Here is a 19,737-nt window from a genome sequence, read left to right as displayed (position 1 = left end):
AATCGGATGGATTTCTCATTGCGCCAGATCGTCCATTTCCTTGCGGTCATGGAAACGTCGAGCTTTCTCAGGGCCTCGCTAACAGCGAATGTCACCCAGCCGGCGCTGAGCAAAAGCATCAAGACCCTTGAGGATCGGCTTGGTGTCACGCTGTTCGAGCGGCTTTCCCGCGGCGTGCGCCCCACCCCGCACGGTATCGCGTTCGAGCGTTACGCCCGGCGCATCCTGGTCGATGCCCGGCGCGCGGCGGCGGAAATGGGCGATGTGTCGGCAGGCGCTTCGGGGCGCATCATCGCCGGGATCGGCACGCCCTATGTCGAATCCGTGCAGGACGTCCTGGCGACCTTCCGCGACGGCTATCCCGATGCCCGGCTGGAGGTCATCACCGGCTTTGCCGGGCATCTGGGCAAGCTTCTGGCGGAAAACAGGATCGATATCGTGCTGGCGATGTATAACGGCATCCAGCAAGAGGATCGCCGGAACGAGCTTGCCTATGAGCATTGGTCGACGGACGGTTTCATCGGGATATGCCCTGCCGGCCACCCGGTCGAAAGCAGGAAGGTCGACCCCGAGGAGCTTGCCCGTTATCCTTGGGCGATGCCCTTGATCGAGCAATCCGCGATGAGCGCGCTGCGTAGCGTATTCTCCTCTGCCGGCATCCGCTTTCCGGTGGTTTCCCTTGCCACCGATTCCATCGAACTGCTGAAATATGCGGTCATCCGGCAATCCATGCTGAGTGTCGTGCCCGAATTTACCGCAGGCAGCCACGGTTTCGACGGCATCGGACGTTTCCGGATTCAAGGTTTCGACTTTCAACGAAACATCGGGATTGTCCGGCGGCGGGATTTCGATCTCTCCCCTCTGCACGAGCATTTCCTTGCCCTGACACGGCAGCGTTTCGTCGCTGAAAGCGCCTCACGCAGGGCAGCGATTGCTGCGGCTCCATCATCCTGCTGAAACATCCGCGGCCTTTGCGATGTCGGATTAACGCTGGCGCTGCGCCGCTCATGCCTAAGGGGGGCAGGCATTTTTCCCTACCGAAAGGCCGATGGACAGGAAGACCATCGCCACGCCCAGCACCTGCTGCGCATCCAGCGTCTCTTCCATGACGCCGATGCCAAGGGCCAGCGCCACGACGGGGCTGAGAAAGGCCAGCACGGAAACCCGGCTGCCCAGCCTCTGCACCCCGCCCACCCAAAGCCAATAGCCAAGGGCGGTTGCGAACAGCACCAGATAGCCCAGGCCCAAGGTGTTCCGCATGTCCCACTGCGCGGGCAGGCCCTCGACCAGCAAGGCAAAGGGCAGGATCAGGACGCCGCCGATCAGCAGCTGCCATGTCGTCATCTGCACCGGCGGCGCAAGATCGCGCCAGCGCTCCATCAGCACGATGCCGAGCGCCATGGACAATGCCGCGCCGATCCCGGCCAGCACGCCGGCCGGGTCGAAGGCGAGGCCGCCGTTCAGCACCATCAGCCCGACACCGGCCATGCCCAGCACCGCCAATCCCATCTGGCCCATCCTTGGCCGCCGTCCCAGCAGCGGCCAAGCCAGCAGCGCGACCAGCAGCGGCTGGCAGGCGGCCAGAGTCGCGGTGATCCCGCCCGGCAACCGCGCGGCGCTGATCAGCAGCAGCGCGAAGAACAAGCCGATATTGGTCAGCGCCAGGACGGTGACGGGAAACAGGATCCGAAGCGGCGGCAGGCGCCGGACCAGAAGCAGCATCAAGAGCCCGGCCGGCAGCGCCCGCAGGGCAGAGATCAGGATCGGGTGATCCGTCGGCAATGTCTGGACAAAGACGACATAGGTCGTGCCCCAAAGCATCGGCCCGATGGCGGTGCCGATGAAGCGGCCGGCATTCCGGTCAGCCATGCCAATCCTCGCGGTCGGATGATCCTTGCCGGCGCGCCGGGTTCAGCGCGCCAGTTCCGGCGTCCAGTCTCCGGGCTCGGGCTTGCGCGTCAGATAGCTGATCACCATGTCGACCAGATGCGCCTGGCGGTGCTCGATATTCTCGGGGGCGCTCAGTTTCCGGTTGAACAGCATCGACAGCGTGTGCCGGTTCGACAGGTAGAAATAGCCCAGGCCCGAGATCGAGATATACAGCTCGACCGGATCGACGCCCTTGCGGAATACGCCCTGCTCTTCGCCCTGGCGCAGGATCTCGCGCAGGTTTTCCGACAGCCGGTCATACATGCTGCGGATGATCGTGGACTTGGCGATATGCCGGGCGCGATAGAGGTTCTCGGTGTTCAGCATCACGATCACGTCGGGTTCTTCGACGAAGACCCGGAAGGTGTTCTCGCACAGCCGGATCATCGCGTTCAGCGGATCGAGCCCGTTGACCGGGACGTCGCTCTGCCGGCGGCGGAGCGTCTCGTAGGTGCGTTCGAGGATGCGGATATACAGATCCTCCTTGCCGCGGAAATAGTGGTAGAGCAGGTTCTTGCTGACCTTGGCCCGGGCCACGATGGCGTCCACGCGGGCCCCGTCATAGCCGCGGCGCGCGAATTCCGCCTGCGCTGCCGCCAGGATCTTTTCCTGCGTCCGGATCGCATCCCGGATAGCGGGTTTCTCCGCCATCTGCCCTCCCACCACTTCCATCGAAGGGCCGTTCAGCACGGCTCCCTCTGCCTTTCCGCCACGAAGGGCGCGCAACGCTCGACCGAAACGGCGACCGTTTCGTTGCCGTCGCGCAGCCACCAGTCGAACTTCGAGAACAGCTCGATCTCGAAGGGGCCGTCATAGCCGATCTCGTCGAGAAGCGCCTTGTAAGCCGCGAAGTCGACCACGCCGTCGCCGATCATGCCCCTGTCATGGTATACATCGCGGGTCGGCACAAGCCAGTCGCAGAGATGGAAGGTCAGGATATTTTCCGGCCCCGCCTCGCGCAGCCCCGGCATGAAGCCGGCGTCCCACCAGCAATGATAGGTATCGGCGACGATGCCCGTGCCCTCGCCCAGGCTGCGGCAAAGATCCAGGCAATGCGCGAAGCTGTTGAGGCAGCTGCGATCGGCGGCATACATCGGATGCAGGGGCTCGAGGCCAAGCTTGACCCCCACCTTGCGGGCATGGGGCAACAGCTCTTCCAGCGCCCCGATCACCCGCGACCGCGCCGCCGCCAGATCCTTCTCGCCCGTCGCCAGCCCGCCCGGCACGACGACCAGGCAAGGCGCACCGATCTCGGCGGCGGCATCCAGACGGCGGCGGTTTTCGTCAAGGGCGGCGGCAAAGCCGCCCTTGTCCGCGATATTGACCCAGGCGCTGGTGCAGAGGCAGGGCACGAACAGCCCCGCATCGCGGATCAGCCGGGCGCCCTGCCCGATCCCGGCGGCGTCCAGATACTCCATCCAGACCCCGATCCCGGCGACGCCCTGCCGGGCATAGCCGTTCACCGCCTGCTCGAGGGTCCAGTCCCGCGTGGTGATCTGGTTGATCGCAAAGCGGCGCAGATCGGGCATCAGACCATCTCCGGTTGCAGGTTGCGCAGTTCGGCCGTGGCCTTCTCGTCGATGCGGCCGTCCTCGATCACGACACGATAATGCTCGCGGGCGAAGGCCGGGGTGATCTTGCCGTCCAGCGCGTCCTCCAGCACCTGCTCCAGCGGGCGTTGCAGCGGGTCGCCATAGCCGCCGCCCCCGGCCTGTTCGTGTCGGATCACGTCGCCTTTTGCGACATTGCGCGTGACCTTGCTGTCCAGCAGTTCGAACGCGCCGCCGTTCAGGCTTAGCAGGTTGCGCGAGGGTGCTGCCGGATTGCCGCCGAACAGCCCATAGGGCCGATGCTCGTAGCGGTCGGCGCGCAGCTGCAGCACCGCATCCTCGGCCAGCAGGCGATACAGGCGCACCACGCCCAGGCCGCCCCGCTGCCTGCCCGCCCCGCAGGAATCGGTGCGCAGCGAATATTCCTCGATGCGGATCGGATAGGTCGATTCCATCAGCTCGACCGGCATGTTCGACATGTTCTGCGACGGGTTGGTGATCGCGTCGATGCCGTCCTTGGTGGCACGTGCACCCAGGGCGCCGTTGATCATGTCGACCATGACGAAGGGCTGGCGAGTGTCCTTGTCATAGCCGCCCAGGCAGACCACCGAGTTGCCGCCCTCGCCCGCCGCGGCGACGCGCGTCGGCACGATCTTGGCCAGCGCGCCCAGCACGGTATCGACCACGCGATAGCCGGTCAGGGCGCGCGCCGCCACCGGCGCCGGGAAATGCGGGTTCAGGAAGCAGCCCTTGGGGGCCGCGATGTCGATGGCGCGATACATGCCGGAATTGTTCGGCACCTCGCTGTCCAGCGTGCAGCGAATCGCCAGATAGGTCGCGGACTTCACGAAGGACAGAGTCGAGTTGATCGCGCCCTTGACCTGCGGCGCGCTGCCGGTGAAATCCACGTCCAGATGGTCGCCCTTGACGGTGATCGTCACCTTGATCGGGATCGGCGCCGGGTCGAAGCCGTCGCCGTCGATGTAATCGGTGAACTCGTAGCTTCCATCGGGCCATTTGGCGATCTCGTTGCGGGTTAGGCGCTCGCCGTAATCGAGGAAATCGGCCAGGAACCGGTTGAAGGTCGGCGCACCGTATTTGTCGACGATGCGCAGCAACTCGCGCTCGCCAAGCGCGCAGGTCGCCAGCTGCGCCTCAAGATCACCGATGACCAGGTCGGGCAGGCGCACATTGCGCTCGATGATCTGGAACACGATGTCGTTGCGGACCCCGCGATCATAAAGCTTCAGCGGCGGCAGGCGCAGCCCCTCCTGGAAGATCTCGGTCGAGTCGCTGGCATTCGAGCCGGGCACGCGGCCACCCACGTCGCAGTGGTGACAGATCACCACCGAAAAGCCGAGATGTTCGTCGCCGTGGAAGATCGGCTTGAACATGAAGATGTCGGGCAGGTGCATGCCGCCGTCATAGGGATCGTTGAAGATGATGACGTCGCCGGGATGCAGATCGCCCTGGAACCGCGCCAGCAGCGCCTCCATCGCGTCGGGAACGGCCCCCAGATGCAGCGCCACGGTCTTGGCCTGCGCCAGGATGCGGCCCTTGGCGTCGCACATGGTGGTCGAATAATCCAGCACGTCGCGGACGATGGGCGAACGCGCCGTCCGCATCACCGTATAGGCCATGTCGTCCACGATGGATTCGACGGCGCTTTTCAGCACGGCGAAGGTGATCGGGTCATTGGCGGAAATCTCGGCCATGGCTGCGCTCCTTACGAAAGACGGATGTGAAGGTTCAGGAAGTCGTCGCGCTCGACGGTGGCATCCGGCGGCACGACCACGGTCGAGTCGTTCGATTCCAGGACGACCGGGCCGGTCAGCCTGCGCGGCGAGCGGGTGCGGTCATAGACCGGGGTTTCGATCCAGCCGGCATCCTTGCCGAAATAGACCTTGCGCTGCGAGACAGGCCCCGCTTCTTCGTGATCCGGCGCCGAGAGCTTGCGGAAGTCCAGCCGCCCCTGCCGCAACCCGCGGCCGGTCATGCGGATGCCGACCACCTCGACCGCATCGGACGACACATAGCTGTAGATCGAGCGATAGGTCTCCAGGAAATCCTCGCGCACGCGGGCCGGATCGAAAGGCTCGGCGAAGGGAATCGCCAGCGACATTTCCTGGCCGCGGAAGCGCATGTTCGCCTCGGGCAGCAGTTCCATCGCCTCCTCCGGGATGCCTTCCTCGCGCAGGTTGGCGATGGCCTGCCGGCGCAGATCCTCGGTCGCCTCGGCAAGGCGCGCCAGATCGACATCCTCGACCACGCGGCCGATGGGGGCGGTGAAATAACGCTCGATATCGCCCGAAAGCATACCCATGGCGGTGAAGACGCCGGGGGTGGCCGGAATCAGCAGCTTGTCCATCGACAGGAGCGAGGCGATGGCGGCGGCATGCACGGGGCCCGAGCCGCCGATGGCGACCAGCGTGAAGTCGCGCGGGTCCACGCCGCGCTCGACGGTCACGGCACGGATGGCGCGGGCCATGTTGGCGTTCACCACCTCGCGGATGCCATAGGCGGCATCCTCGGCCTCAAGCCCCAGCGCATCGCCCAGCCGCGCCGCGATGGCGGCCGCCGAGGCGGCCTTGTCCAGATGCCGCGCCCCGCCGGCCAGCTCCTCGGGCAGATAGCCCAGCACGAGGTTCGCATCGGTCACCGTCGGCTGGTCGCCGCCAAGCCCGTAGCAGACCGGCCCCGGATCGGCCCCGGCCGAAACCGGGCCCACCCGGATCAGCCCGGCGCTGTCCAGCGCGGCGATCGAGCCGGCGCCGCTGCCCACCTCGGCCACGTCGACGGTCGGCACGCTCATCATGTAGCCGCCGGCCTTGATGAAGCGCGAGGGCGTCGAGATGCCGGCGCGGAATTCGTATTCGCTGACCCGGCTCAGCTCGCCGCCATTGACCAGCGTGGCCGAGGCGGTGGTGCCGCCCATGTCGAAGATGACCAGGTTTTCCTGCGCCAGCGCCTCGCCCAGGCGGGCGCCGCCGACCGCGCCGGCGGCCCGCCCCGAGGAGATGAAGAACACCGGCTTCTCGCAGGCGGTCTCGGCCGAGGCCAGCGCGCCGTTCGAGTTGCTGACCAGCAGCGGCGCGTTCACGCCCAGCCTTTTGATGCCGGTCTGCAGGCGCTCCAGATAGGCGGCCAGAACCGGGCCGACATAGGCGTTCACCACCGTGGTGCTGGTGCGTTCGTATTCCTTGGCCTCGGGCAGGACCGAGACCGAGGTGGTGACCTGGACCTTCGGGAACCGCGCGCGGATCAGTTCCTCGGCGCGCTGTTCGTGGACCGGATTGCGATAGCTGTTCAGGAAGCAGATGGCGATGGATTCCACCCCGGCCTCGACCAGCGCGGCGGCGGCGGCGACGACGCTCGCCTCGTCCAGGGGCGTGATGACGGTGCCGTCGGCGGCGATGCGTTCCTGCGCCTCAAGCCGGTAGCGGCGCGGGATCAGCGGAACGGGCTTGTCCCATTGCAGGTCAAACATGTTCGGCGTGCGCAGCCGGCCGATCTCCAGCACGTCGCGGAATCCCGCCGTGGTGATCAGCCCGGCACGGGCGCCGACCTTTTGCAGCAGGGTGTTCGAGCCGACGGTGGTGCCGTGCACGATCTCGCGCACATCGGCGACCGAGATGCCCGAATCCCGCACCAGGTCAGAGATGCCGGCGATCACCGCCTCCTCGGGCGCGGCGGGGGTCGAGGGCACCTTGGCGTGATAAAGCCGCCCGTCGCCTTCGATCATCACGAGATCGGTGAAGGTGCCGCCGATATCGACGCCGATTCGCGCAGTTCTGGTCGCTGAAGCCGTCATGATTCTCACCCTTATTGGACTAGTTGGTTAGTTTAGTAACATGCAGATTTCCGAACCGACAAGCGATTTTTTATTCCTTATATTTCAAGATATTAAAGTTTATTTTTTCCGAATACACCAAAGAAACTTGATTATAATTGGACTAGTGGTGCTATTAATACATTGGAAACAAGAACAGCCGCCGGCGATTCGCCGCAGGCCGCACAACAGGAGAGGACGAATGAGAAAGATGCAGATTTCGCCGTCAGCCGCCGTCGCCGCGCTGCTGATCCTTGCCGGGCCTGCCCTGGCGCAGGACAAGCTGACCGTGCGGCTGGACTTCTCGCCCTGGGGCAGTCACGCCGCCATGCACCTTGCGCAGCAACAGGGCTGGTTCGACGAGGCCGGGCTGGACGTGGACGTGCAGGACGGGCGCGGCTCGGGCAATACCTTGCAGCTGGTCAATGCCGGGCAGGCCGATGTCGGCCAGATCCAGCTGGGCCTGATCCCCGCGGCGCGTCAGGGCGGCGCCAAGGTCAAGGGTATCGCCGGCTGGGACCGCCGCACCGATCTTTGCGTGCTGGTCGACAAGGACGCGCCCATCGAGCAGATCGCGGATCTCAAGGGCAAGAAGGTGGTCGTCTTTGCCGCCAGCCCATGGACGCCCTATATCGACACCTTCCTCGCCGCGGGCGGTCTGGACCGCAACAACACCACCATCGAATTCGTCGATGCCTCGGCGCTGTGGGGCACCTATACCTCGGGGCGCGCGGACGCGATGATGTCCACCGTCGCCTCGGCCCTGCCCCTGGCCGAGGCGCAGCGGCCGTCCAAGTGCCTGACCTCGGATTCCGCCGATCTGTATTTCCCCAGCTACGGCCTTGTCGCCTCGGACGACACGATCGAGAACCGGGCGGATGCGCTGAAGAAACTGGCCGAGGTCCAGCAGCGCGCCTGGGCGGAAATCGCCAGGAATCCCGACCTGGGCGTCGAGGCGATGCTGGCCCAGCGCCCCGATGCCATGCTGAACCCGGACGTCCTGCGCGAACAGATCCGCCTGACCGTGGAATATTTCGACACGCCGGCGACCGAAGGCAAGCCGATCGGCTGGCAGGCGGACGAGGATTGGGAAGCCGCGCTGAAGGGCATGGAGCGCGCCGGCGTGGTCAACCCCGGCTGGCAGGTCGCCGATTATTTCACCAACGACCTGATCCCGGAATGAGGCGGTGAGCATGAACATGATGGCCGACACCACCCCCGACACCTATCTGCGCATCAGGGGCGCGGGCAAGACCTACCCGTCGCAGCACGGGCCCGTCGTTGCGCTCAGCGACATCAACCTGGACGTGCGCCCGGGCGAGTTCCTCAGCATCGTCGGGCCCAGCGGCTGCGGCAAGAGCACGCTGCTGAAATGCCTGGCCGGGCTGGAAAACATCACCTCGGGCGGCATCACCGTGTCCGGCAAGCCGCTGTCCGGCCCGCCGGATCGCATGGGCGTGGTGTTCCAGCGCGACGTCCTGCTGGACTGGCGCACCATCCTCGACAACGTGCTGTTGCAGGCCGAGTTCCTGGGCCATCCGCGCGAGCAATACCGCGAACGCGCCCTGCAGCTGCTGGAGCGCTTCGGGCTCAAGGGCTATGAAAAACGCCATCCCTGGGAGCTGTCGGGCGGCATGAGGCAGCGCGCCTCGATCTGCCGGGCGCTGCTTTGCGATCCCGACCTTCTGCTGATGGACGAGCCTTTCGGCGCGCTGGACGCGATGACCCGCGACGATCTGAACGTCGAACTGGCCCGGATGTGGCAGGAAACGAACAAGACGGTGATCTTCATCACCCATTCGATTTCCGAGGCGGTCTTCCTGGCCGACCGCGTGGTGATGATGTCGCGCACGCCCGGCCGCATTGTCGATGTGTTCGACGTGGACCTGCCCCGGCCGCGCCCGCTGTCGGTGCGCGAATCCGATGCCTTCGGCGTCTATGCCCAGCGTATCCGTCACCATTTCGCCGAATTGGGAGTGCTCAAGGAATGAAGAACAGCCTCATCGCGAAAATCATGCGGGACAACCGCTCGCTGGACATCGTCCTGGTGCTTCTGGGAACCATCCTGCTGTGGGAACTGGCCGTGCGGCTGTTCCATCCGCCGGCGATCATCCTGCCCGCCCCCTCGGCGATCTGGGCGGCCTTCATGCAAAGCCCCTGGGTGTTCATCCGCAACATGCTTTACACGCTGATGACCACCGGCCTGGCCTTTGCCATTTCCGTGGTGCTGGGCGTGGTCATGGCCGTCGGCATCGTGCAGTCGAAGTTCCTTGAACGCACGGTCTACACCCTGCTCATCGCCATCAACTCGGTTCCCAAGGTGGCGCTGGCGCCGCTGTTCGTGATCTGGCTGGGCACCGGCATGTCGTCGCAACTGGCGGTGGCGGTGATGCTGGCGATCTTTCCCATCGTCATCAACACGGTGCTGGGCCTGCGCTCGGTCGACCCGGACATGCTGAACCTCGGCAAGGCGACGCGGGCCTCGAAATTCGACATCATCTACAAGATCCGGGTGCCGAACGCCCTGCCCTCGCTGTTTTCCGGCATGAAGGTCGGCATCTCCTTCGCGCTGGTCGGCGCCATCGTCGGAGAGTTCGTCGCCGGCGGCCGCGGCCTGGGCTTCCTGGTCCTGACCGCACAGGGCCAGTTCGACACCACGCGGGTCTTCGTCTCGCTGGTGCTCTTGGGGGTGATGGGCACGATCCTGTTCTATGCCGTCGACGTGATGGAACGGATCGCCCTGCCCTGGCACAGCTCGCAACGCCAGCCAAACGCCTGAACCTTTGGGGGCGCCCGCCCCCTTTTTCCAAGCCGATCCGAAAGGCATTCCATGTCCTCAACCAACCTTCTGTCGGCAGGCGGTCTTGCCACGCCGTTCAGGTCGATCCCCGTCGAGGAGGCGCTGGCGGTGCTGGATGCGCATTATGGCGTGACCGGCACCCTGCAACGCCTGGACACCGAAAAGGACGACACCTTCCGGCTGGCCACGCCCAAGGGGGATCGCTTCATCGTCAAGGTCTCGAACCCCGACGAGGATCCTGCCGAACTGTCGCTGCAGACCGATCTGCTGGATCATCTGGCGCGCGTCGATCCCGGCCTGCCGGTGCCGCGCGTGATGCGCAACCGCGATGGCAAGGGCTTCTTCACCATCACCGACAGCCACGGCCAGCCGCGCATGGTGCGGATGCTGACCTATCTGGAGGGCACGCCGCTGGACCGGATCGCCTCGACCGCCGAGGAACGGGCCAGGGTCGGCGCCACCCTGGCACGGTTGCGGCTTGCCATGGCGGATTTCTCGCATCCGCATGACAGCCGAGAAATCGCCTGGGACGTCCAGCACCTGCCGAAGCTCGCCTTCCTGCTGGACGGCGTGGCCGATCCCGAACATCGCGCCATGCTGGCCGAAGGGATGGAACGCTTCCACCAGATCGAGAGCAGGCTGAAAGCCTGCCGCCGTCAGGTGCTGCACAACGATTTCAGCCGCTCCAACATCGTCATCGACCGAAACGATCCGGCTTTCGTCGCTGGCGTGATCGATTTCGGCGATGCGGTGCGCACCTATATCGTGATCGATCTTTCGACCGCGCTGCTCAATCAACTCGATCCCGAGGGCGGGCCGGCGATGTTCGATCATGGCCGCGACTTGCTGGGCGGCTATCTCTCGGTGGCCGACCTGACCCCGGACGAGCTGGAAGTCCTGCCGCATCTGATCATGGCCCGGGTCATCGCCCGCGCGCTGATCACGACATGGCGGGCCGGGCAATTCCCGGATAATGAGCCCTATATCATGCGAAACACCCATCAGGGCTGGAAGCAGCTGCACCAGTTTCTCAGCCTGCCGCTGGACGAAATCAGCCGGACATTCGCCCCAAGCGCCGCAAACGAGGCGGCCCGCACGACAGAGGAAGCACGGATATGAATGCGCAGGACAAGCCCCGGATCAACATCGGCATGGTGAACGGCTTCGACCCGGACAACATGGGCAACCTGGATCCGGCGATGCAGGATCTGATCCGCCGGCGCCGCCGCCTGCTGGGTCCCGCCTATCGCCTGATGTATGCCGATCCGGTGCAGATCAGCCGCGCCCTGGGCACCAGGCTGTGGGACCGCGACGGCAACGAATATCTGGACGCCTATAACAACGTCGTCTCGGTGGGTCATTGCAACCCGCGCGTGGTCGAGGCGGTGCATCGGCAGATGCAGACGCTCTGCACCCATACCCGTTATGTGCAGGACGAAATCCTGGAATTCGCCGAACAGATCGTGCCGAGTTTCGGCGAACCGATCGAACATATCATGTTCACCTGCACCGGCTCCGAGGCGAATGATCTGGCGCTGCGCATCGCCATGCACCAGACCGGGCGCAAGGGCATCGTCATCACCTCGGAAGCCTATACCGGCAATTCCCATCTGACGGCGGGCCTGTCGCCTTCGCTGGGCAGGAAAAGCCCGCTGGGGCAATGGGTGCGCCGCATATCCACACCCGACTCCTATCGCATGGACCCGTCCGAGATCGGCGCCCGACTGGCCCGGCAGGTCCGGCACGAGATCGACGAGTTGGAACGTCGCGGCGAAGGCATCGCCGCCTTCATCGCGGATTCGCTGTTCTCCTCGGATGGCATCTATGCCCATCCGACCGACATCCTCCAGCAGATTACCGAGGTCGTCCATGCCGCCGGCGGCGTGGTCATCGCCGACGAGGTGCAGGCGGGCTTCGGCCGTTCGGGCGACCGGCTCTGGGGGTTCCAGCGCCACGGCCAGGTGCCGGACATCGTCACCATGGGCAAGCCGATGGGCAACGGCTTTCCGGTCGCGGCGGTCGCGCTGCGCGGCGAGGTGGTCGAGCGTTTCGGCAACGAAATGCGCTATTTCAACACCTTCGGCGGCAATACCGTGGCCATCGCGGCGGCGCAGGCGACCTTCGACGTGATCCGCGACGACGGGTTGCAGGAAAACGCCGCCCGGATCGGCGCGATGATCCAGGACGGTTTCCGCCAGATTGCCAAGGAAGACGGGCGCATCGGCGATGTGCGCGGCGCGGGCCTCTATATCGGGGTCGAATTCGTCAGGGACCACGACAGCAAGGAACCGGATTCGGCGACGGCCCTGGCCGTGATCGACGGCCTGCGGCAGCGGCGGGTGCTGATCTCGGCGACCGGCCATCACGCCAATACCCTGAAGATCCGGCCGCCGCTGGTGTTCTCGGAAAGTGACGTGGACCGGCTGCTGACCGAAACCCGCAACGCACTGGCTGCGATCTGACCAAACGCGCCGGCGCGGGCAAGAGGCGCGCGCCGCCGCCGATCAAGGCATGCACAAACCAGCCGCGGAACCGGATTGCAGGGCCGGCGGCTGGCAGGATGAGCTCGCAGACAAAGGGACGGACGAATGATCACCGGCAAAACCCGGATCTTCTTCATGCTCGCGGACCCGATCCACCACGTCCGCACCCCCGAGGTGCTGAACCCGTTATTCAGGGCGCGGGGCATCGACGCAGTAATGGTGCCGGTTCATTACGCGCCGGCAGACTTCGCCGCCGCCTGGCAGGCGATGAAGCGGATGCGCAACCTGGGCGGCATGGTGGTCAGCGTGCCGCTGAAGGAACAGGTGGCAGAACTGGCCGATCGCGTCGGCGATGAAGCGATGGAGCTTGGCGCCGCGAACACCGTCCGCCGGGAAGAGGACGGCACCATAGTGGCCGAGAATTTCGATGGCCGCGGCTTCCTGCAAGGGCTGCTGCAGGGCGGTGCCGATGCCAGAGGACGCGAGGCGCTGCTTCTGGGCGCCGGCGGCGCCGGGCGCGCCATTGCCTTCGGCCTGGCCCGCAGCGGGGTGGCCTCGTTGCGGGTGCATGATCCCGACGTGGCCCGCGCGCAATCGCTGGCCGACAGGATCGCCGCAAGCTATCCGCAGCTGCGTGCCACCGCAGGGTCGAACGATCTGGAGGGGATCGAGCTGCTGGTCAATGCCTCGCCCTGCGGGCTGCACCCGGAAACCGATCCGGCGCCGGTCGATCTGTCCCGATTGCGCCCCGACATCCTTGTCGCCGACATCATCATGAAGCCGCGCGAAACCCCGCTGCTGCGCGCCGCGCAGGCGAAGGGCTGCCAGATCCGTTACGGCGCGCCGATGCTGGACAGCCAGCTTGAGCTGATGCTGCAATTCTTCGGCTACTGACCCGGACGGCACATGCCCGTCGGTCTCGATGTCGTCAGGCGAACAATTCCCGGATCGCGGGGGTTACGGGGATTCCCCGCCCGGCCGCTTCGGAACGCCGCCGGTAGCGGTGGTCGCCGGGCAAGCGCGTCATTCCCGCGTCGCGCAGCATCTGCACCAGCCCGGCGACGCGGCGGCCGAACTGATCGTTGCCGCCGCGTTGCGGATCCAGCACGATCAGCAACTGCCCGGTGCGCGGAATCTCGGCCCCCGGCGCCGAGGACATATCCACCTCATGCGAGAAGGGCCCGCCGGTCAGGGCCGAGGCGAGCAGCTCGACCATCAGGGACAACAGGGCGCCCTTGTGGCCGCCGAAGGGCAGGATGCCGCCCTCGTCCAGGATTTCCGCGGGGTCTTCCGTATCCCTGCCCTGCCGCCCGATCCCGGTGCCAAGAGGAACGCGCCGCCCTTCATCCCGCGCGATGCGCAGGTCGCCCTGCGACATGAACGAGGTGGCGAAATCCATCGCGATGGGCAGGCCGCCCTCGACCGGCGTGGCGAAGGCAATCGGATTGGTGCCGAAAACCGGCCGGGCGACGCCCCTCGGCATGACGGCCGGCCCTCCGGTCACCATGGTCAGGGCAACCAGCCCGGCATCGGCCCAGGGCTCGACATCGGGCCAGAGCGCGCTGAAATGATGCGAATTGCGCAGCGCGACGATCGCGGCGCCGCTTTCCCCGATCATGGCCCGGATGTCCTCGCTTGCGGCCTCCAGGGCCGGCTGGGCGAAGCCGTTCATGGCGTCGATGCGCAGATAGGATGCGCCGACACGAGCGATCTGCGGTTGCGCATGGCCGTCCACCCAGCCGCTGCGCAAGGTCGCAAGATAGCCGGGGATGCGAAACACGCCATGGCTGAAGGTGCCGTCGCGCTCGCACGCCGCGCAGTTCCGGGCAAGGATCGCCGCCACCTCTTCCGAGGCACCCGCCTCCTCCAGCAGGCTTCGCAGGCGCAGGACCAGCAGGTCGAACGGGATATGCGTGGCATTCGGGTCAAGGGCAAAGGTCATCATGTCATCTCTCGGTCAACCGTCGAACCAGGTGTCGGCAAGCGTGAAGCCCTCGGGATAGGGATCCGTCGGGTCGAGCCCCATCTGATAAAGGCCGGTGATCCAGGCCTGCCCGGCGATGGCGGGGATCACCGCATCGTATTGCGCAAGCCGGGTCAGCCCGTCGATCTGGCAGGTGAAGCGGCTGCCGGTGATCGATTCGTGGATGAAGGTCTCTCCCGGCTTGATCTCGCCGCGGGCATGCATCAGCGCCAGCCGCGCCGAAGAGCCGGTGCCGCAGGGCGAGCGGTCGCAGCGTCCGGGCGAGACGACGACCGTATTGCGCGCCACCAGGCAGCCGTTTTCGCGGCGAAGCGGCCCCATGAACTCGGTATTGGTGATCCCCGGCATGTCGGGGTTGCCGGGATAGGCGACAGGCAATTGCTCGACCGCCGCCGCCTTCAGGCGCTGACCCAGGTCGCAAAGGTCGCGGGCCTCGTGCGGTTCGATGGCAAAGCCCAGGTCGGCCGCCTCGACCATGGCGTCCCGGTGATAGCAGAAGGCGGGCTGGTTGACCAAGCGGACGCTCAACACCTTGCCGTCCCGGCATTCGCAACGGACCCGGATCAGCCCGGCGGGCGCCTCGAGCACCAGTTCGGTCACCGGCTCGACCATCGGCAGAATGCCGGTTTCCAGCAGGACGGTCGCCACGCAGATCGTGTTCGAGCCGGACATGGCCGGATATTCCGTCGTCTCGAGGATGACGTAGCCCATCGCCGCTTCCGGGTGGTTGGACGGCAGGATGATGTTGGCATTGTGCCAGACCGCACCGCGCGGCTCGAACAGCACCAGCTTGCGGATCTCGTCCAGGTTGCTTTCAAGCCAGAGCTTCTTGTCGAACATGGTCTGGCCGGGAACCTGCCCGATCCCTCCGGTGATCACCCGGCCGATCTCGCCCTCGCAATGGCTGTCGACGACGTTCAGGGTCCGCTTCCAGCGCATCTCGTCTCCTTTCAGGACAGGTTTCTGACGCGATCCGCAGCCGGGCCGCATGGTCGCCTTGCCGCGCGATGTCCCCCGCCCTGCACGGTTTGGCCCCGACCGGCGGCGATGCGAAAAGGTGGGTCAACTGCCGACTACGTGTCGCCAACAATATGTCGCCTGAATGTCGGCACCGTCAACGATTCTATGACGGCAACATGGAAATTCGCCCTCGCAGGAGCAGAACGGAAAAACCCGGCATCAGAATGCCGGGTCAGTCAGGCTCATCGCGGGAGATCGGGTGCCTACTTCCCGACGAAGGAGAAGTTCTGCGAATAGTTTTCCTTCATGAACTCGATGAAGTTGTCGCGGAACTGCCGGGTATGGGCATGGGCCAGCGCATCGGCCCGCTCGACATCCCGCGCCCGGATGGCCTCCAGCATCTCGGTATGCTCGTCCGTCAGCAGATAGCTGTCGTTGCTGCGCTCGATATAGTCGAAATGCAGGTGCAGCATGCGGCGGCCCTGATTCAGCAGCCGCTCGTAGAAGGCGGCCAGATAGGGATTTCGGCCGGCGGTGGCAATGGCCATGTGGAACTGCTTGTTCGCCTCGGACATCAGCAGGTGGTTGCCGCTCTTGACCGCCGCCTCGAACTCTTTCTGCCGCGCGGCAATGGCCTTCAGGTCGGCCTCGCTGCGCAATTCGGCGGCCAGGCGTGTGTTCATGCGCTGCGCCAAGTCCAGCGCCTCGACATATTTCGGAAAGCTCAGCACGTCGATCGGCGCCACGATGGTCGAGCGGTTCGACAGCGTCACCACCAGGTCGTCGCCCGACAGGCGGATCAGCGCCTCGCGGATGGGTGAGCGCGACATGCCGAATCGCTCGGCCAATGTCGTCTCGTCCAGAAGCGCCCCCGGCTCCAGAACCAGGGACAGAATCTCGTCGTGCAAGGTCTGGTAGACAAAGCGCCAGCCCGTCCCCTTGGCATGCCTGATCTCAGCTTCGTCGGCCAAACGCGTTCTCCTGCCGGTGTTTTATGCACCCGATGATAGGGCGACGGCGCCAGTGTTGTCGACACAAAGTTTTTATTGACGTGCCGTCATTGTGTCGGCATGCTGTTTTTATGTCGGCACGTTGTTGACAAGTGGAATGCCGCAAAGACGACAGATTAGCCGTCCAACGATCAGGAGGAGACTGGACACGCTGATGAGGAAAATCTCGAAACCGGCGTCAATCATGGCCTTGGCCGTCGCGCTCTCGGCAGGCGTTGCCTCTGCCCAGGAAACCGGTGGCTACTGGCAGAAGGTTCAAAGTGCCGGCAAGCTGCGCTGCGGCGCCGCCGTCGCCCCGCCCTATGTGATGCGCGATCCGGCAACGGGCGAGTATTCCGGCTTCTACGCCGATCTCTGCCGCGAATTCGCCGCCGTGCTGGAGGTGCAGCCGGAATTCGTCGACACCACCTGGGACAATATCGTGGCCGGGCTTCAGGCCGGGAAGTGGGACATGTCGCTGGCGCTGAACCGCACCCCGGTGCGCGCCATGGCGGTGCAGTTCTCGATCCCGGCGATGGAATACCAGATCTCGCTCGTCTACAACAAGGACAACCCCAAGATCCCGGCGAACCCGGTTTCGGTCGCGGATGTCGACGTGGCCGGCGTCACCATGGCGGTCATGGCCGGGACCGCCCAGGACAAGGCGATCTCGGCCGCGGTCAAGAACGCGACCATCCTGCGCCTGCCCTCGGCCGACGAGACCCGCCTGGCCGTGCAGTCGCGCCGCGCCGATATCATCGTCGACGCCTCGGACACCAACCTGCTGTTCACGCAGGCGAACCCGGACTGGGCGGTCGCCCTGAACCCCGAACCGGCGCTGGCCAAGCAGGGCGTGTCCTTCGGCCTGCCGCTGAGCCTGCGCGCCTCGGACGTGGCCGTCGTGGACATCTTCCTTGAGGAAAAGGTCGCCACCGGCGCCGTCGATGCGCTGATCACCAAGGCGGCCGACGAGGTTCTGGCCGCAAGCGGGAACTGAGACCAACCCCACAAGACATGCAAACAACGAACCGCCGCGGGAGGCGGCGGTTCGCGGAACAGCCATATTCGGGAGAGAGGCTTATGGCGGATATGCAGGACGGGTCTGCGCTGGTCGAGATCCACGACCTTCACAAGAGCTATGGTCCGAACATCCAGGTTCTCAAGGGCCTCAACATCGAGATGATGCCGGGCGAGCGCGTCGTGGTCATCGGCCCCTCGGGCGGCGGCAAGTCGACGCTCTTGCGCGTGGTCATGGGGCTGGAACAGATCCAGGGCGGCGAGATCCGCTTCGGCGGCAAGCCCTATATCTCGACCAAGGGCGGCAAGACCGTCATCGACACCGAGGTGCGCAAGCAAATCGGCATGGTCTTCCAGCATTACACCCTGTTCCCGCATCTGAGCATCATGGAAAACCTGATCCTCGCCCCGCGCAAGGTGAACGGCGAAAGCCGCGCCTCGGCCCGCGAGCGCGGACAGAAGATCCTGGAGCGTTTCGGCCTGGGCGCCAAGGCCGACGCCTATCCCAGCCAGCTGTCGGGCGGCCAGAAGCAGCGCGTCGCCATCGCCCGCGCGCTGATGCTGGACCCGCGGCTGATGCTCTTCGACGAGGTGACCTCGGCGCTCGACCCGGAACTGGTGGCGGAAGTCGAGGCGGTGATCCTGCAGCTGGCCGAACAGGGCATGCCGATGATGATGGTGACCCATGACATGTGGTTTGCCCGCAACGTCGCCAGCCGGGTGATCTTCTGCGCCGGCGGCGTGGTGGTCGAGGACGGCCCGCCCGAGCAGGTGCTGGGCGATCCCAAGGAGGAACGCACCCGCGAATTCATCAACCGCGTCTTCCATATCAAGGCCTGAGGCGCGTCATGGATTACACACTCGACTTGGGAGCGGTCACCCGGAACATGGGCCCGCTCATGGACGGGCTTTGGGTGACGCTGCAGCTGACGCTGGCCGCCAATGTCATCGGCGTCATCGCCGGTTTCGCGCTGGCCCTGCTGACCACCAGCAAGCTTGCCCTCCTGCGCTGGCCGTCGATGCTGTTCGTGGAATTCTTCCGCTGCACCCCGGCCATCGTCCAGATCGTCTGGTTCTTCTATTGCGTGCCGATGATCTTCAACGTGTTCTGGGGCCCGGTCTTCATGGGCATCATCGCCCTGGGCCTGAACCTGACCGCCTTCAATGCCGAAGCCTATCGCGCCTCGATCCAGGCGGTGCCGCGCGAGCATCTGGATGCCGGCATCGCCCTGGGTCTGTCGCCGACGCAGCGGATCCTGAACATCGTGCTGCCGCAGGCCCTGCGCAATTCGGTGCCGGTGCTCTTGACCAACGGCATCGGCATCTTCCAGCAAAGCGCGCTGGTCGCCATCGTCGGCGTCGCCGACCTGATGTATCAGGGCAAGACGCTGGCCACGGCCACCTATCGCCCGATCGAGACCTTCACGGTCGTCGCCCTGATCTATCTCGCCATCTCCTACCCGGTCGGCCAGTTCGTGAACTGGCTGGAGCGCCGGCAGAGCCATTCGTAAGGGGGACCGATCATGGGTATGACACTGGATTTCTCGATCCTGCTGCGCTTTACCGATGCGCTGGCCATCGGGCTGTGGACCACGATCAAGCTGACCTTGCTGTGCATCGTCCTGGGCACCTCGCTGGGCTTCGTCATCGGCTTGCTGCGCAGCAGCGGCAATGCCTTCGTCCGCGGCCTGCTGGGCCTTTATGTCGAACTGTTCCGGGGCACGCCGGTGCTGATCCAGCTGTTCTGGATCTTCTTCTGCCTGCCGCTGATCCTGGGGGTCGAGTTCTCGAACTTCGTCTCGGCCACCATCGCATTGACGCTCTACATGGGTGCGATCACCTCCGAGACCTTCCGCGCCTCGCTGCGTTCGGTGGGCCGCGAGCAGATGGATGCCTGCGTGGCGCTTGGCCTGCCGCGTGCGGCGCAGATCGTGAACGTGATCCTGCCCCAGGCGGTGCTGCGCGCCGTGCCGACGCTGCTGTCCAACGCCGTGTCGCTGTTCAAGGAAAGCGCGCTGGTCTCGGCGGTGGGCATGGCCGACCTGATGTTCATCGGCCAGAACATCTCGAACAACACGGCCCGCCCGGTCGAGGTGCTGACCGTGGTTGCCGGCATCTACTTCGTCATCGCCTTCCCCCTGACGCGGGCCGTCACCGTCGTCGAGCAGAAGCTGCTGCGCAAATTCTCTGCATAAT

At 65.3% G+C, this 19,737-nt stretch carries 19 protein-coding genes; 11 read left to right on the top strand and 8 right to left on the bottom strand.

The window, feature by feature from the left end:
* The first annotated feature begins 6 nt into the window (after positions 1-6).
* Positions 7-957 (top strand): LysR family transcriptional regulator, encoded by a 951-nt coding sequence (locus tag LOS78_RS11900; RefSeq protein ID WP_230378360.1) that lies wholly within the window; start codon positions 7-9, stop codon positions 955-957.
* A 54-nt stretch (positions 958-1,011) separates the two neighbouring features.
* Here LOS78_RS11900 and LOS78_RS11895 read toward each other — a convergent pair whose 3' ends face one another.
* Genes LOS78_RS11895 through LOS78_RS11875 form a run of 5 tightly spaced genes read right to left on the bottom strand, consistent with a single transcriptional unit; the run spans position 1,012 to position 7,290 of the window.
* Entirely contained in the window at positions 1,012-1,869 is an 858-nt protein-coding gene (locus LOS78_RS11895; protein WP_230378359.1) for an EamA family transporter, read from the bottom strand.
* A gap of 42 nt (positions 1,870-1,911) precedes the next feature.
* The gene (locus LOS78_RS11890; RefSeq protein ID WP_198021806.1) at positions 1,912-2,580 is read right to left on the bottom strand and encodes a TetR/AcrR family transcriptional regulator; all 669 of its coding nucleotides are present in this window, start codon (positions 2,578-2,580) and stop codon (positions 1,912-1,914) included.
* Positions 2,581-2,612: 32 nt separating this feature from the next.
* Complete coding sequence (locus tag LOS78_RS11885; protein WP_230378358.1) at positions 2,613-3,458, bottom strand: sugar phosphate isomerase/epimerase; 846 nt, start codon at positions 3,456-3,458, stop codon at positions 2,613-2,615.
* On the bottom strand, positions 3,458-5,194 hold the full coding sequence (locus tag LOS78_RS11880) for a hydantoinase B/oxoprolinase family protein (protein ID WP_230378357.1): 1,737 nt from the start codon (positions 5,192-5,194) through the stop codon (positions 3,458-3,460). Before LOS78_RS11880 ends, LOS78_RS11885 begins: the two co-directional genes overlap by 1 nt.
* Before the next feature lie 11 nt (positions 5,195-5,205).
* Complete coding sequence (locus tag LOS78_RS11875; protein ID WP_230378356.1) at positions 5,206-7,290, bottom strand: hydantoinase/oxoprolinase family protein; 2,085 nt, start codon at positions 7,288-7,290, stop codon at positions 5,206-5,208.
* A gap of 220 nt (positions 7,291-7,510) precedes the next feature.
* Between LOS78_RS11875 and LOS78_RS11870 the strand changes: the two genes are divergently transcribed.
* The 6 genes from LOS78_RS11870 to LOS78_RS11845 all read left to right on the top strand — a co-directional run bounded on the left by LOS78_RS11870 (position 7,511) and on the right by LOS78_RS11845 (position 13,485).
* The gene (locus LOS78_RS11870; RefSeq protein WP_230378355.1) at positions 7,511-8,491 is read left to right on the top strand and encodes an ABC transporter substrate-binding protein; all 981 of its coding nucleotides are present in this window, start codon (positions 7,511-7,513) and stop codon (positions 8,489-8,491) included.
* Positions 8,492-8,501: 10 nt separating this feature from the next.
* A complete protein-coding gene (locus LOS78_RS11865) occupies positions 8,502-9,299 on the top strand; it encodes an ABC transporter ATP-binding protein (RefSeq protein WP_230378354.1) in 798 nt (265 codons plus the stop codon).
* Positions 9,296-10,087, top strand: coding sequence for an ABC transporter permease (locus tag LOS78_RS11860; RefSeq protein WP_230378353.1), 792 nt, complete (start codon positions 9,296-9,298; stop codon positions 10,085-10,087). The genes LOS78_RS11865 and LOS78_RS11860 overlap by 4 nt, the downstream gene beginning before the upstream one ends.
* 51 nt (positions 10,088-10,138) lie before the next feature.
* A complete protein-coding gene (locus LOS78_RS11855) occupies positions 10,139-11,227 on the top strand; it encodes a phosphotransferase (RefSeq protein ID WP_230378352.1) in 1,089 nt (362 codons plus the stop codon).
* Positions 11,224-12,570 carry an aspartate aminotransferase family protein gene (locus LOS78_RS11850; protein ID WP_230378351.1) on the top strand — a complete coding sequence of 449 codons (1,347 nt, stop codon included), beginning with the start codon at positions 11,224-11,226 and terminating at the stop codon, positions 12,568-12,570. The genes LOS78_RS11855 and LOS78_RS11850 overlap by 4 nt, the downstream gene beginning before the upstream one ends.
* Before the next feature lie 126 nt (positions 12,571-12,696).
* Positions 12,697-13,485, top strand: coding sequence for a shikimate dehydrogenase (locus LOS78_RS11845; RefSeq protein WP_230378350.1), 789 nt, complete (start codon positions 12,697-12,699; stop codon positions 13,483-13,485).
* Between the two features lie 34 nt (positions 13,486-13,519).
* Here the strand turns inward: LOS78_RS11845 and LOS78_RS11840 are convergent, their stop codons facing one another.
* The 3 genes from LOS78_RS11840 to LOS78_RS11830 all read right to left on the bottom strand — a co-directional run bounded on the left by LOS78_RS11840 (position 13,520) and on the right by LOS78_RS11830 (position 16,506).
* A complete protein-coding gene (locus tag LOS78_RS11840; protein WP_230378349.1) occupies positions 13,520-14,533 on the bottom strand; it encodes an Ldh family oxidoreductase in 1,014 nt (337 codons plus the stop codon).
* 15 nt (positions 14,534-14,548) lie between these two features.
* Positions 14,549-15,514 carry a proline racemase family protein gene (locus LOS78_RS11835; RefSeq protein WP_230378348.1) on the bottom strand — a complete coding sequence of 322 codons (966 nt, stop codon included), beginning with the start codon at positions 15,512-15,514 and terminating at the stop codon, positions 14,549-14,551.
* 284 nt (positions 15,515-15,798) lie between these two features.
* Positions 15,799-16,506: a GntR family transcriptional regulator gene (locus LOS78_RS11830; RefSeq protein WP_230378347.1), complete on the bottom strand. Its 708-nt coding sequence runs from the start codon at positions 16,504-16,506 to the stop codon at positions 15,799-15,801.
* 223 nt (positions 16,507-16,729) lie between these two features.
* Here LOS78_RS11830 and LOS78_RS11825 point away from each other — a divergent pair, with 223 nt between their 5' ends.
* From LOS78_RS11825 to LOS78_RS11810, 4 genes are all read left to right on the top strand, one after another.
* Positions 16,730-17,521, top strand: coding sequence for an ABC transporter substrate-binding protein (locus tag LOS78_RS11825; protein ID WP_230378346.1), 792 nt, complete (start codon positions 16,730-16,732; stop codon positions 17,519-17,521).
* A gap of 83 nt (positions 17,522-17,604) precedes the next feature.
* Complete coding sequence (locus tag LOS78_RS11820) at positions 17,605-18,381, top strand: amino acid ABC transporter ATP-binding protein (protein ID WP_305802573.1); 777 nt, start codon at positions 17,605-17,607, stop codon at positions 18,379-18,381.
* Between the two features lie 8 nt (positions 18,382-18,389).
* A complete protein-coding gene (locus tag LOS78_RS11815; protein ID WP_019351227.1) occupies positions 18,390-19,052 on the top strand; it encodes an amino acid ABC transporter permease in 663 nt (220 codons plus the stop codon).
* A gap of 12 nt (positions 19,053-19,064) precedes the next feature.
* Entirely contained in the window at positions 19,065-19,736 is a 672-nt protein-coding gene (locus tag LOS78_RS11810; RefSeq protein ID WP_198021808.1) for an amino acid ABC transporter permease, read from the top strand.
* Position 19,737: the final 1 nt, after the last annotated feature.

Source organism: Paracoccus sp. MA, assembly GCF_020990385.1.
In the GTDB taxonomy this organism is placed as follows: domain Bacteria; phylum Pseudomonadota; class Alphaproteobacteria; order Rhodobacterales; family Rhodobacteraceae; genus Paracoccus.
Note: the sequence above shows the minus strand (reverse complement) of the source record. Positions and strands in the feature narration are given on the sequence as shown.

Coding starts and splice junctions, on each gene's coding strand:
- LOS78_RS11825 (WP_230378346.1), top strand. CDS start 16,730: ATGGCCTTGGCCGTCGCGCTCTCGGCAGGCGTTGCCTCTGCCCAGGAA.
- LOS78_RS11865 (WP_230378354.1), top strand. CDS start 8,502: ATGAACATGATGGCCGACACCACCCCCGACACCTATCTGCGCATCAGG.
- LOS78_RS11850 (WP_230378351.1), top strand. CDS start 11,224: ATGAATGCGCAGGACAAGCCCCGGATCAACATCGGCATGGTGAACGGC.
- LOS78_RS11840 (WP_230378349.1), bottom strand. CDS start 14,533: ATGACCTTTGCCCTTGACCCGAATGCCACGCATATCCCGTTCGACCTG.
- LOS78_RS11875 (WP_230378356.1), bottom strand. CDS start 7,290: ATGACGGCTTCAGCGACCAGAACTGCGCGAATCGGCGTCGATATCGGC.
- LOS78_RS11835 (WP_230378348.1), bottom strand. CDS start 15,514: ATGCGCTGGAAGCGGACCCTGAACGTCGTCGACAGCCATTGCGAGGGC.
- LOS78_RS11820 (WP_305802573.1), top strand. CDS start 17,605: ATGGCGGATATGCAGGACGGGTCTGCGCTGGTCGAGATCCACGACCTT.
- LOS78_RS11845 (WP_230378350.1), top strand. CDS start 12,697: ATGATCACCGGCAAAACCCGGATCTTCTTCATGCTCGCGGACCCGATC.
- LOS78_RS11810 (WP_198021808.1), top strand. CDS start 19,065: ATGGGTATGACACTGGATTTCTCGATCCTGCTGCGCTTTACCGATGCG.
- LOS78_RS11885 (WP_230378358.1), bottom strand. CDS start 3,458: ATGCCCGATCTGCGCCGCTTTGCGATCAACCAGATCACCACGCGGGAC.
- LOS78_RS11870 (WP_230378355.1), top strand. CDS start 7,511: ATGAGAAAGATGCAGATTTCGCCGTCAGCCGCCGTCGCCGCGCTGCTG.
- LOS78_RS11860 (WP_230378353.1), top strand. CDS start 9,296: ATGAAGAACAGCCTCATCGCGAAAATCATGCGGGACAACCGCTCGCTG.
- LOS78_RS11815 (WP_019351227.1), top strand. CDS start 18,390: ATGGATTACACACTCGACTTGGGAGCGGTCACCCGGAACATGGGCCCG.
- LOS78_RS11900 (WP_230378360.1), top strand. CDS start 7: ATGGATTTCTCATTGCGCCAGATCGTCCATTTCCTTGCGGTCATGGAA.
- LOS78_RS11855 (WP_230378352.1), top strand. CDS start 10,139: ATGTCCTCAACCAACCTTCTGTCGGCAGGCGGTCTTGCCACGCCGTTC.
- LOS78_RS11880 (WP_230378357.1), bottom strand. CDS start 5,194: ATGGCCGAGATTTCCGCCAATGACCCGATCACCTTCGCCGTGCTGAAA.
- LOS78_RS11895 (WP_230378359.1), bottom strand. CDS start 1,869: ATGGCTGACCGGAATGCCGGCCGCTTCATCGGCACCGCCATCGGGCCG.
- LOS78_RS11890 (WP_198021806.1), bottom strand. CDS start 2,580: ATGGCGGAGAAACCCGCTATCCGGGATGCGATCCGGACGCAGGAAAAG.